Raw genomic sequence first — 12825 nt, 5'->3', positions numbered from 1 at the left:
ATAGTTGAAACTGTTCCCTGTTCCCTCTCCTCACAGACAACTTTTTCAGCAAACCCTAGATATTAAGATATCAAATTTATGTGCTTCTTTTTTGTCACCATTAGCTAAAACTAAAGGACGAATAGATAACCAATTGCGACTGATATTGTTCGCTGTTTTACGTAACCAAGGTTTATTTCCTGTGGGAATCCAGATAGGTAACAGGTAAGCACTACAAAAGAGTTTTTATTTCAACAAATCACTAGTAGCATTAATAATAATTTGTGCTGCACCTGTGAAAAATTTCCTGTGGATATTTTGGGGAACATCAGTAGGTTGATGATAATGAGGATTGCGTAAATTACCTGTATCGGTTACTAGCACAGCCCCCACGCCTTGATACCAAAATGGTGCATGATCACTGCGGAGGGTATCTGGTGTTAATAAACCTTTGAGGGGAACAGGTAATTTGAGGATTTTAGGTAAATTCTCACTAGAGTTAACAAAAGCTGTTAATAAATCTGAATTTTCTATATCACCCACTACTACTAAAAAATCTCCTTTCTCACTAGGTGGGGTTACGGGTAAACCAGCAGGATATTTTTGACAGCCAGAAGTGTAACAAGCATAACCTAGCATATCCATAATAATTGCACCGTAGAGATTTTTTAAATGGGCTGGTTGGCTAACAAAAGCCTTACTGCCTAAAAGTCCTATTTCTTCTTGGTCAAAAAAAGCTAATTGTAATGTTTTTGCTGTAGGAAAAGACTTAAAAAGTCTGGCAATTTCTAAAACTACAGCGACACCGGTGGCATTATCATCAGCACCAGGAGAAGTGGGAACGGTGTCATAATGGGCAGCAACGAGAATTGCCCCAGCCTTTTTATCTGTTCCTAGTTTTTGGGTAAAAATATTTACACCTTCAGGAAATTCCTCTAGCTGAGGTTGCCAGCCAAATTTTCTTAACTCATTTGTGATATATGTACGGGTACGGGATCTTTCCTCTTGGGAATAACGGCGAAAATTCAACCGTTGCAGATGGGCAAAAAGTTGATCACCGTCGGCCAATAAAGTATGATTTGCTGTCTGAGGTTTTATTGGTGAACTAGATGGCACTACAGGAGTATTGTTAACTATCGGTACAATTGCTGGTTGCTGAAAAAAACCGCCAATACCCATAAAAATCATTATCCCCAGCAATACCCAGAGCCATTTTTTGATCATGATCTAATCCTACATATAGAAAACAAATATTTAAAACTACACCAAGTTTGACAGCTTGTCTTTTGACATGATCATCGTGGTAAGAGATGAAAAAGATATATGTTCCCAATTTTCATAATTAATAAGTATTCAGACAGAATTAATTACACATATTATTCTCCTGTTTCCCGTTCCCTGTTTCCTATCATCACAAATGAATTTAATTTTGTCCGGTTACTTATGTTAGATTTATCACTTATCACCCTGCTAGGGTTTTTAGGCAGTTTTGGCCATTGCTTTGGGATGTGTGGGCCTTTGACAGTGGCTTTTTCCCTTTCTAACCACCAGGAAAATCCTAGTTGGCAACAGCAATTAAAATTTCACGCCTTACTGAATTTGGGGCGAATGTTAAGTTACGCTTTAGTTGGTGCGGGTATTGGCACAATTGGTTCAGTATTAGTACAAGGTGGGCAACTGGCGGGGGTTGGTAGTGATTTACGACGGTGGATCGCTGTAATTACGGGTATAATGTTGATCTGGTTTGGTTTAGGACAGGTAAAACCAGACTTTTTACCCAATATTCCCCTCTTACATCCGATATTAAAAGGTGATTTACATAACCGTTTAAGTGCTGGCATGATGAAGTTATCTACACAAACTCAATGGTGGACACCGGCACTTTTGGGCATGACTTGGGGATTAATGCCCTGTGGGTTTTTATACGCGGCACAAATTAAAGCGGCAGCTACAGGTGATTTATGGCAAGGGATAGCGACAATGTTAGCCTTTGGGATTGGCACGTTACCCACTATGTTAGGTGTAGGTGTTTCTACAGCGTTAATTAGTCAAGATAAACGCAGTCAATTATTTCGCCTGGGTGGGTGGGTTACTCTCATTATTGGCACTATTACCCTGTTGCGAACGGGGGACACTATGACAGACTATAGCGGACACGCTGCCCTAATTTGTTTAATTCTGTCATTAATTGCCCGTCCTGTAAATAGTTTTTGGTCTACACCCCTGCGTTATCGTCGGGGGTTGGGAGTGGGGGCTTTTGTGCTATCGGTAGTACATACTATCCATAATATGGAACATTCCCTGGGCTGGAATTTAAACGCCGTTTGGTTTTTACCGTTAGAATTTCAATGGGGAATGTGCGCGGGGGCTGTAGCACTGGTATTAATGATTCCTGCGGCTTGTACAAGTTTTGATTTTCTGCAAAAGTTATTAGGTAAACGTTGGCGACAAATTCATCTTTTAAGTGTACCGGCTTTGTTATTGAGTGCTATTCATGCAGTTTTGATTGGTTCTCATTACCTGGGTGCTTTAAAATTAAGTTGGAACAACCAGTTAGCAGCCATTTTATTGGCCATAATTACCTCTGGTGTTTTGTTGATACGTTCTCGATATTTTTGGTTATATTTACGGCTAGAAAAATTTTATGTTCCCCCCAATAAATCACGGTAAATTAACCGTTTCTCCTCTATACCAAAGCACAATCAAGTATCTATTATTAATAATTTTATCTAGTGCGATAGTTACTACAAATAGTCAAGCTTTAGCCCATACGGTGAAAATTTCAGCAGATGTGGGTGGTACTGTTCATTTAGAACCTAATGATAATCCCCGTGCCGGGGAAGCTACTCAAGCTTGGTTTGCCCTGGTGCAGAAAGGTGGTAAGGTAATTCCTTTAAAGGATTGTAATTGTCGGTTAGCTATTTACGCTGAACCTCATGGGGAGGGAGAACCGGCATTAATTGAACCCCCATTACAACCTATTCAAGCTGAAAGATATGAAGGTATACCAGGGGCAAAAATTACTTTTCCTAAACCGGGTGCTTATCAGTTGCAATTAAGTGGTAAACCTATAAATCAGGGAAGTTTTCAACCTTTTGAGTTAAAGTTTCCTGTGACTGTGGCTACAGGAAAGACTGTGGATAATCTTCAAGCTGGGCAAAATATTAATGAGAGTCACCAAGGTACAACAATTGGACTTGTACAGCCTTTAATTTGGTTAGGAATTTTGTTATTGTCTGGGGGTATGGTAGTTTTTTGGATGCAAATGATGAAGAAATCTTAAATTTATTCTCTAAAATTCTTCCCAAAACTTTTTGGTTAATATAGCATCTACATCATTAGGAAATGGACAAACATCGGAAAAATAGACATCAGGATAACTATCTTTAACATTGTCTAATGCCATTTCATAGCTTTTCGAGAAAATTTCTGTAAAAAAAGTTTTCAAGCTGGGTGAATCTTCTAATTCAATTTGTAATCTTTGGCGAAAATTCCGTATTTCAATTTCCCAGCCTCGATAACAGTCTGACATTGGTACATAACACCGCTTTAATAAATGTTCTAATAAACTTACTAGAAAACTTCTTACTGCTTTACGCTGGCTTTTGCCCAAAGACTCTACCTCTTCAATTAAATTTTCCCAATCTATATTTTCATTATCTCGTGATTTTAACTTACTAACCGTATCCTCGACCCAGAGATAAAAATCTTCTTCGTATAAGTTTTTTACTGATGTTTGGCTCATAATATTTATTTGCTGTTTATTTCTATGGTTCTACTGTACTTGTTATGCTAAATAACCACTCTGAAAGAGGGAACAGGGAACAGGGAACAGGGAACAGGGAAAAGAGGCAATATTTTGTAATAATGTTCAAAATTATGGCTTATTTCTTATGTATAGCAAGCTTTCCGAAATTTTTTGGACTAGATTTTGCATATTAGGTACTGAAGAACCATTTCTATAATACCTGATATGAAAAGGGAAAAGAGAAAATTACTCCCATTTTCCCGAAATCAGCCGTTATTTATGCCTTTTTTGATGCCATTGCCAAGCGTGAGAAACGATATCTTTAATACCTGAATATTTGGGTTGCCAATTCAAGATTTTTCGAGCTTTTTCACTTGTACCAATTAATGCTGGTGGATCTCCAGGACGGCGATCGCATTCCTTCACTGATATTACCATACCTGTAACATCTTCCGCCGTTGCAATCACTTCTTTCACAGAAAATCCGTTACCATTGCCTAGATTAAAAACTTCGCTTTCACCTCCATTTAGTAAATATTCCAATCCTAAAATATGAGCATCTGCTAAGTCATTTACATGAATATAATCCCGAATACAAGTACCATCAGGTGTGGGATAATCTGTACCAAAAATAGCAATAGATTCTCGTTGTCCTAATGCTGTTTGTAATACTAAAGGTATTAAATGGGTTTCAGGATTATGATCTTCTCCTAATAATCCTTGGGGGTTTGCACCGGCAGCATTAAAATAGCGAAAACAGACTGATTTAAAATTGTATGCCACATCAAAATCAGTTAATATCTTTTCTACCATTAATTTAGTTGCACCATAGGGATTAATGGGATTTTGGGGATGATCTTCTGTAATAGGAATAAACTTTGGTACTCCATAGGTGGCACAGGTAGAAGAAAAGACAAATTTCTTAATCGAAGCCGCTAACATTGACTCTAATAATGTCAATGTTCCTAAAACATTATTTCGGTAATATTTAGCTGGATCAGTTACAGATTCACCTACATAAGCGTATGCAGAAAAGTGCATGACGGCGGCAAAATTACGGGTTTGAAAAAGATGATCTAATAATATGCGATCGCTTGTATCTCCTTCTATTAATTCTAACTGTAAAACCTGTTCTACCAAATCCCGATGTCCATACACCAAGTTATCAAGGATGACTACGTTATAACCTGCTTGCTTGAGTGCTAACACCGTATGAGAACCAATATATCCTGCTCCCCCTGTCACCAAAATGCTAGGTTTTTCCATTGACATAGTTTTTCCTTAATGGTTCTTTTATGAATTTAATTTAGCCTAAATTTTTAGGCTAAATTTAATGATTATCTAAAATAGTCAATTGACAATTATATAGTTTATATTAAGTTTAACCCGAATTGCTTTCAGGGAATAGCCATGACAGTATCTATAGAATACATCACTGTTACTCCTATTGAATACCCGAAAGAGGATGGTCAACCAATAGCTGAAGGTGATCTACAATGTAGTTATTTGACTGACGCGAGAGGATATAGATCCCCGACTTCTTTAAGAAGTCGGGGATCTAAAAGATAATGTTAATTATGGCAAACTTTGTAAAGCTTGAACTTCTTCAAGGGATAATTCTGGCACCAGCGATGTTGTTTTGTTGCTGTTAGTCGGTAATAGTTACAATACTATTGCCAAAACCCTGAAACCCTATTGATATATGCGATCGCCATTGTCGCGCCAAACAAATAACGTAACTTAACCAAATGATAAAAAAGTTGGGTTTCCTTGCGTCAACCCAACCTTGTATCAGCAGTTTTCATGTCTTCAGACTACAGCAAGGGCAAAGCACTCGGATGATAGTCTTGGGTAAAAACCGATAATTAATTGTCCGAATGTTTCGCCCTAAAAAGCCTTACGAATATCATCTTTCATTTGATTTGCTGGGTTACGAGATTGGATTTTTATGTCCTCAGTTTTGCCCCCTGGAAGATAATTAGGATTGACAATACTGTCATCCATTGCTTTTTCAGTTTTCACTTTTATATCTTCAATTCCATGACGCACTTTGCTTTCAGCTTGTTTGGCTTTTCCCATGAATTGATCTTTTTTATTTCCTGTGATATTGCCTATTGCTTCTTGAGCTTTACCTTCAATATCTTTAGTTATTGCCTCAACTCTATTCATGGATGCGATTTGAGTTTGAGCTAAATTATAATCAACGTCAAAATTTGTGGTATTTCCTAGTAAAAAAACTAAACTAATGGTGAGCAAGAATTTACAGAATTGTGGTAATTTAATCATGGAAATTTCCTCATGTATAGGTGATTTATTAATAAATTAATCAATTTTCATTGTTGCTGATTTGGTACTGCTGGAGCAATTTTGACTGCAACTTTCACACTTTCAACCCCCTTAATTTCTCTAGCTAGAGGATCAATTTTATTTAATTGTTCTTGAGTTTGTACAGTTCCCGAAACTGCAATTGCTCCATCTTTAGCCGCAACCGTTAATTGACCACTGGGAATATTAGCTTCTAGCTTGGAACGGACTTCACTGGCAAGATCACTATTAGCGCGATCCGCACCGCCTCCTGTTACATTGTTGCGTTCTTCACGGGCGCGGATATCTGCATTGAGTTGATCTCGACGAACTTGACTAGTTGCATCTCTTTTATTGGCTTGAACTGTTTGATCTGTGGGAACTTCACCGGTTTGCTCAGTAGACTCAGGTGCATTGCTGCTAGTTTTAGCATTATCACAAGCAACCGTTCCCAGAAGTAAAACACTACTGAGGACTAAGAGCATAATTTTTTTCATGGTTTAAATCCTTTTTATAACGGAGACGGTACAGGCTCGGCATACCGTGTAATAGTTGGGCTATTGTAAACTTCCCATTCACGCATTCCTTGACCCTTGAGAATCGTTTCTGCCCGTATAACTTCGGTTTCTGTACCATCTACAATCACCAAATAATCTCCATCAACTACATAATCGTGATAGACTTGCGCCCGTTCTTCTGGTATTCCTAAACCTATTAATGCACCAACTAAACCGCCAACTGCTGCACCAATAGCCCCACCTGCTAGAGTTGTAGCGATCGCTGTAGCTACTGCCCCAGCCAACATAATTGGACCAATGCCAGGAATTGCGATAGTTCCCAGGCCAATTAATAACCCTGTCAACCCTCCAACCGCACTTCCCGCACCTATTCCAGTTTTTGCACCTTCATCAACATAACTACTATGATGTCTGGTATCGTCAACTACTTCATGGGTTGTTTCAGAGGGTTGTTCAACTCGTGTTTCCCCAATTCGGTAACGCTGGTTTAAGTCCTCAGTATGTTTAGCAATAACAGATACATGATTCATATCAAATCCGTTATCTCGTAATTGACTCAGAGCATTTTCTACCTGTTGATGAGTAGCAAACACTCCTACGGCTCGTTTATTGTAAATTACAGTCATTTTTTATCCTCTCAAAAGGGAACAGTTGTAGAGACATTCCGGTGGAATGTCTCTAGCAAATTTAAGCATCTACCCTGCTCGTTGAATCTACTCCATAACTTCTCTTGCTTGATCTTTCACATCTTCAACTGCGTGGCGAATTTTCGCTTCTGCTTGTTTTTCCTTACCTTCCGCTTGAGTTTTTGGATCTCCAGTTAAATCACCTATTGCTTCTTGAACCTTACCTTCAACGTTTTTGGCAGTTGCCTTAGCTCTATTCTTCATACTCATAATCTTTGCTCCCGATGGAAAATTTACTAACGCGAATGGGAAAATTTATTGGGTCTTATCTTCTTTCCACATTGGGATGTTCTTGGGTGTTAACATCCAATTCTTCCCGACGGAGAATTTCTTCCGCTTCTATGGTTTCGTGATCTACAACTTTATTAACTCGAACTTCTTCCCGTAAATAAGCTTCTTTATGAATGTCCGCCGTTTCTTCATAAAGGTCTATATGAGCCACTTCTTTTGTACCAAAAATATCAGCATCTAAAGCAACTGTTTCTCCCGCATTTGTAGGAGTTACTCGTTCAATCACAACTCTTTCTTTATCTATGGGAACTGAAACTCGCGCCGTTTCTGTTTCCGTATGTTTACCAACAACAACTTCTCCAGTTTTAGCCCGGATTTTATTGGCAATTAATCGTTCTTGATATAGTTTGAATGTTTGATGATCTTGATCATTAAGTGCATAGAGAGCAGGTTCTTGTTGATAGTCATAACCATTACTAGGCTTTATCGTTGGTGCTGTAGGGGCTACCATAGTAGCACCAGCAGACCTAGAGGTAGCAGTATCTACAGTACCAGAACTTTCTAAGAATGCTTCAGAACGATACACTCCCCTGACTTGTTCTTCATAGTTGTAATCAATTTCTTTATGTTCGTTAAATTCAGGTAAATTTTCTGCTTGTTGTTTGGTCATTCCTACTGTATAAATCCGTTCAGAGGTATGATCAATCCGGGAACGACCCACGGGTAACAAAACTTTTTTTCCGAAAATCCATAGGCCTAAATCAACAACAAAATACCGGAAATGTCCTTGTTCATCCACTAAAATATCGCTGACTGTGCCAATCTTTTCATCTACGGTGGTATAGACACCCATCCCTTTGATGTCTTTACCTTCAAAACTTTCACGATAGTTGGGATCAAAGTCCTTAATTTTTAAAAGAGACATACTAGTTTAATCTCCAATTTTTACAGATATGGCAGAGGATAGATTTATAAGTTTGATCATTAATTGATAGCAAAAACGAATGATATACTTATAAACCTGATTAATTATTTGCAACATTAGAACCTGGTAAAATTGAGTTATTAGTTATTAATGTTTTTGTTCTAATATGTTTAGATTAGATATTTTTATGATTAAGACCGTCCATCAAAGGGTTGATTATGCTTGTACGCCACTAGAGAGAGATTTTTATAGGACTTACGTAAGATGTGGCTGAACACCTTATTCTTGCGTAGGGGTAATTCATGAATTACCCCTACTTTCGGTTCTTTTTGTGTAAGTCCTGTTTTAATGGAATCAGATTTATGTTTTATGAAACTGATTTTTGTAGAGATGTTCCGCCTGAACATCCATACTATAGGTTATGTTTTAGTTTTAATAATTATAGGTATATTTAATAGCATACAATTTTGTTTATATGTAGATCATATAAAAATTACCCTTTGAGAAAATCGCAACTAATACACTAAGTGTCAAAAAATTGCACTAAAATCACTACGACGGTAATGTTTGGGTGTGAGGTTTGAGGTATTTTTAAGTCACCTTGACGATAAAATTAATCCACTTCCTGCGGCCTCTAGGCTTACCGCGATAAAAAATTAGAGAGTTAATTTATGTTTCAGTTATTAAGCCGCATTTTGCTATGGCTGCTAATAGGTGTCGTAGCCTACTCGTTGTTTCAAAGATTTTATCCCACAGGAACTTTTGTAGGTAGATTCCTTTTAGGTCTGGCCATAGTTGTTTTAGGCTTAGCCTTTCTCAATCCTAATGAACCAGCAGTATCATCTTTATGGCGGTTTATATCCTTCCCCCTCAAGCCCTTGGGAGCATCGGTTTTAATGTTGTGTCTGGCGGCGCAAAAAATCAAAGGAGGTGGCATAGACAAACCGGGAGGCTTCCTATTAGGATGGGCGTTAACGATTTTAATTCTGTCCAGCACTCCAGCGATCGCTTACTTCTTAGTCAGATCACCAATTGCTGCCGTTGAGGGCATGAACCTAAATCAGCCAAATCCCCCATTTTTACTAGCTTATAGGTCTAACTATATTGGTTCTACAACCTCAGATATTCAGCAAAATATCATCCCACCAATGGGAGCGATAAATTCTCCCTCCATAGCTTTGAATAATCTGAATGTGAACATTCCTCCCTATCTACTACAAAATCCTCAAGAAATTGGGACAAGAGGGTTACGGGTAGAAGACTTTGTTCCCAGTGCGGAAACCCTGCAACTTACTACCCAAGTATGGGAAAGTTATCTCAATCAGATTTATGTTTTCTTACGTGGTCGCACGTAATTGGCAGATACAGAGGCAGGGGCGCGGAGGAGCAGGGGTGGGAAATTTCCTTATTGATTCTTTTTACTGAACTCCCGACTGAAAAATTTTAGATTTTGGATTTTAGATTTTGGATTGGAAATTTTCGGTACAACCCCCGCCCCTTCAGGGCAGAATTAGTTCCAAAATCGGCAATCTAAAATCAGAGAAGCCCCGCAATTTAGGGTGGAGTAAATCCAAAATCCAAAATACTCGCCGCGCTGCGTACGCTTCGCTAACGTCAATCCAAAATTGATTCATTAATTATGCTGTAATTAGGGACTACCAAAAAATTACATAATTTCTGGCATGGCCAATTCTCACAGACTTAATAAAATCGGTAATTATTTACGCCCCCATTGGCGGGAAACTTTCTTAGGCATTATTGCCTTATTCGTTGTCAATGGGTTAGGTGTCTATATCCCATTGTTAATTCGTTCAGGGGTAGATACACTTTCCACAAGTTTTAGTTTTAATGAGATCATCCGTTATGCAATCATTATCGCCCTACTTAGTTCTGCTATGTGGATGATGCGAATGGCTTCTCGGATTTGGATCTTTGGTGTAGGTAGACAGGTAGAATTTGATTTAAAACAACGGATTTTTGAACATCTACTGCGATTAGAACCTGCTTATTTTAATATTAACACACCGGGAGATTTAATTAGTCGAGCTACCAGTGATGTAGATAATATTCGGCGGTTGTTAGGTTTTGCGGTTTTGAGCTTGGCTAATACTATATTTGCCTATACTTTGACATTACCAGTCATGTTGTCTTTGAGTGTGGAACTAACATTCGCATCATTAGCAGTTTATCCATTTATGTTTCTGATGGTGCATTTGTTTAGCGATCGCTTGCGGGAGGAACAAACCATAGTCCAAGAGCAACTTTCAGAAATTAGTGAACTGGTACGCGAAGATATCAGTGGTATGGCATTAATTAAAATTTATGCCCAAGAAGAAAATGAGCGCCAAGCTTTTAATCAGAAAAATGAGCAGCTATTAGCAGCTAACCTACAACTAGCTAAAAGTCGCAATACCCTATTTCCTCTTATTGGTGGATTAGCAAATCTCAGTTCTTTAATTATCATCTGGTTGGGTACAGTCAAAATATCTACTGGAACTCTGGCAATTGGCGATTTTTTGGCGTTGTTGATTTATGTAGAGCGTTTGGTATTCCCGACCGCTTTGTTAGGATTTACCATTACAGCTTACCAACGAGGTGAAGTTAGTATTGATCGCTTAGAAACTATTCTCAGTGTCACTCCGAAAATTCAAGATACACCAGATACTATTCATCTAGAAGCAAGTCAACTTAAAGGGGAATTAACAGCAGTTAATTTTAATTACACTTATCCCGGTGCAAAGACTCCAGCTTTAGAGGATGTTAATTTTACTATTGCTCCGGGAGAAGTAGTCGCCATTGTTGGTACCATTGGGTCAGGAAAATCTACCTTAGCCAATGCCATTCCTAGATTATTAGATATTGAGCCAGGACAGTTATTTTTAGACGGTGTGGACATTACTAAACTAGCTCTAAGCGATTTACGCAGTGCGATCGCCTACGTCCCTCAAGATAGCTTTTTATTCAGTACCACAGTCAAAAATAATATCCGTTATGGCGACCCCATTACACCGGAAGAAGATGTAGTTTACGCCAGCAAAATGGCGCAAATTGACGCAGAAATTGAGAATTTCCCCCAAAAATACGAAACCCTCGTCGGTGAACGTGGTATTACCCTTTCTGGAGGACAGCGACAACGGACAGCTTTAGCTAGGGCAATGTTAATTGATGCCCCCATCTTACTGTTAGATGATGCCCTTTCCAGTGTAGATAATCAAACGGCTACCCAAATCCTCGCCAATTTGTCCCTAAGTATAAAAAGAAAAACTGTAATTTTTATTACCCACCAACTTTCCGCCGCCGCCACATCAGACCGAATTTTGGTCATGGAGCAAGGTAAAATTATCCAAATGGGTCATCACGCCGAACTCCTACAACAGCCGGGAATTTACAAAACTTTATGGAATCAGCATCAAGTAGAAGAACTACTGCATTAGATCCCAAAGGGATAAATTTTTGTCATGATTAACAGTAAGATTAATCACCCACAAACCGAATTTGGCATAAACTAAAGATGTTTAAAAATGCACAGTTATTAGCTTCTGATTCCGATAATTTGCCCACATTTAAACAGCAACGTCTTCTAGGGGCGATCGCTGTTTTATTGGTTATTAGTTTGTTAACTTCCGCCGGCGGATCACCCATTGAACATTATGTTACCAATATCTGGGAAGGTTTAATTTGGGGAATAGCAGATCCAGTCATCAGTTTAGACCGATTTGCAGGTATTTTGGCACTGGGTTTATACTCTGCCAGATTTGCCCGTAGTCATTGGTTAAATATCACTTTTATCATTGCTGCTATCTGTGGACAACTAATTAATTTGTCCCCAGTCATGTTACCAGCACCAGCAATAGTTATTGCCATTTGTACCATTGTTATTGGTGCAATGCTCCTGACACAAATTTCTATCAACTGGTTAGCCATAGCCATATTCAGCGCCATTGCTGGCATCTTTCAAGGTTATGCAGGTGCTACCTACATCATCGGAGCAGAAACATTCACTGCTATTACCTATATCATTGGAGTTGCTCTAAGCCAAACAGTAATTATCCTCAGCGCCAGAGAAATTGGTTTAACTTTTGCCCTCAATGAAATTAACCAAATATTGCCTAAAATTATCCGTTTTGCCGCTTTAGCTTTTTGTGCCATTGGTATCGTATTTTTGGGGTATTCATTTATTTAACCTGAATGCAATAATTCCTCTGGTGGGCATTGCCCACCATTTTTTTGTATATATTGCGGACAGGTCTATTGAAATAAAAACAAAAACTAATTGTTTTGCTCAACCAAAGAACCGTGGGGCGCACGGTCTTAAAGCTCAGTCAATGTCTTCACAGAAGAGTCGCTGAGAAGCCCACACTCACCTGAAAGGGAGTGTGTGGAGTACGTCACGAATTTGTTCTTTTCCTTTCTCTGTGTCCTCTGTGGTTCGTT

13 protein-coding genes and 1 pseudogene are annotated in these 12825 nt (G+C 38.6%); 6 read left to right on the top strand and 8 right to left on the bottom strand.

Annotation, left to right across the window (positions count from 1 at the left end; genetic code table 11):
- Positions 1-225: 225 nt before the first annotated feature.
- Positions 226-1200, bottom strand: a complete 975-nt coding sequence (locus CUN59_RS05795; RefSeq protein ID WP_104386971.1) for a M20/M25/M40 family metallo-hydrolase — start codon at positions 1198-1200, stop codon at positions 226-228.
- 222 nt (positions 1201-1422) lie between these two features.
- Here CUN59_RS05795 and CUN59_RS05790 point away from each other — a divergent pair, with 222 nt between their 5' ends.
- The gene (locus CUN59_RS05790) at positions 1423-2649 is read left to right on the top strand and encodes an urease accessory protein UreH domain-containing protein (RefSeq protein ID WP_104386945.1); all 1227 of its coding nucleotides are present in this window, start codon (positions 1423-1425) and stop codon (positions 2647-2649) included.
- Positions 2624-3262: a hypothetical protein gene (locus tag CUN59_RS05785; protein ID WP_104386944.1), complete on the top strand. Its 639-nt coding sequence runs from the start codon at positions 2624-2626 to the stop codon at positions 3260-3262. Before CUN59_RS05790 ends, CUN59_RS05785 begins: the two co-directional genes overlap by 26 nt.
- Before the next feature lie 9 nt (positions 3263-3271).
- Here the strand turns inward: CUN59_RS05785 and CUN59_RS05780 are convergent, their stop codons facing one another.
- Entirely contained in the window at positions 3272-3724 is a 453-nt protein-coding gene (locus CUN59_RS05780; protein ID WP_104386943.1) for a DUF29 domain-containing protein, read from the bottom strand.
- A 276-nt stretch (positions 3725-4000) separates the two neighbouring features.
- On the bottom strand, positions 4001-4999 hold the full coding sequence (galE, locus tag CUN59_RS05775; RefSeq protein WP_104386942.1) for a UDP-glucose 4-epimerase GalE: 999 nt from the start codon (positions 4997-4999) through the stop codon (positions 4001-4003).
- 138 nt (positions 5000-5137) lie between these two features.
- Between galE and CUN59_RS21915 the strand changes: the two genes are divergently transcribed.
- On the top strand, positions 5138-5296 hold the full coding sequence (locus tag CUN59_RS21915) for a hypothetical protein (RefSeq protein ID WP_243406880.1): 159 nt from the start codon (positions 5138-5140) through the stop codon (positions 5294-5296).
- Positions 5297-5725: 429 nt separating this feature from the next.
- Here the strand turns inward: CUN59_RS21915 and CUN59_RS05770 are convergent.
- From CUN59_RS05770 to CUN59_RS05750, 5 genes and pseudogenes are all read right to left on the bottom strand, one after another.
- Positions 5726-5905 (bottom strand): annotated as a pseudogene (locus CUN59_RS05770) (CsbD family protein); the annotation flags it as partial.
- 155 nt (positions 5906-6060) lie between these two features.
- Positions 6061-6528 carry a BON domain-containing protein gene (locus CUN59_RS05765; protein ID WP_104386941.1) on the bottom strand — a complete coding sequence of 156 codons (468 nt, stop codon included), beginning with the start codon at positions 6526-6528 and terminating at the stop codon, positions 6061-6063.
- A gap of 14 nt (positions 6529-6542) precedes the next feature.
- Positions 6543-7175, bottom strand: coding sequence for a signal transduction histidine kinase (STHK), LytS (locus CUN59_RS05760; protein ID WP_104386940.1), 633 nt, complete (start codon positions 7173-7175; stop codon positions 6543-6545).
- 87 nt (positions 7176-7262) lie between these two features.
- Entirely contained in the window at positions 7263-7445 is a 183-nt protein-coding gene (locus CUN59_RS05755) for a CsbD family protein (protein ID WP_104386939.1), read from the bottom strand.
- Between the two features lie 55 nt (positions 7446-7500).
- Positions 7501-8391, bottom strand: coding sequence for a DUF2382 domain-containing protein (locus tag CUN59_RS05750; protein ID WP_104386938.1), 891 nt, complete (start codon positions 8389-8391; stop codon positions 7501-7503).
- A gap of 671 nt (positions 8392-9062) precedes the next feature.
- On the opposite strand from CUN59_RS05750, the gene fraI reads away from it, so the two are divergent.
- From fraI to CUN59_RS05730, 3 genes are all read left to right on the top strand, one after another.
- A complete protein-coding gene (fraI, locus tag CUN59_RS05740) occupies positions 9063-9746 on the top strand; it encodes a septal nanopore formation protein FraI (protein ID WP_104386936.1) in 684 nt (227 codons plus the stop codon).
- A 327-nt stretch (positions 9747-10073) separates the two neighbouring features.
- The gene (locus CUN59_RS05735; protein WP_104386935.1) at positions 10074-11825 is read left to right on the top strand and encodes an ABC transporter ATP-binding protein; all 1752 of its coding nucleotides are present in this window, start codon (positions 10074-10076) and stop codon (positions 11823-11825) included.
- A gap of 77 nt (positions 11826-11902) precedes the next feature.
- On the top strand, positions 11903-12574 hold the full coding sequence (locus CUN59_RS05730; protein ID WP_104386934.1) for a HupE/UreJ family protein: 672 nt from the start codon (positions 11903-11905) through the stop codon (positions 12572-12574).
- Positions 12575-12825 lie beyond the last annotated feature (251 nt).

This window comes from Cuspidothrix issatschenkoi CHARLIE-1, assembly GCF_002934005.1.
Lineage (GTDB): Bacteria > Cyanobacteriota > Cyanobacteriia > Cyanobacteriales > Nostocaceae > Cuspidothrix > Cuspidothrix issatschenkoi.
Note: the sequence above shows the minus strand (reverse complement) of the source record. Positions and strands in the feature narration are given on the sequence as shown.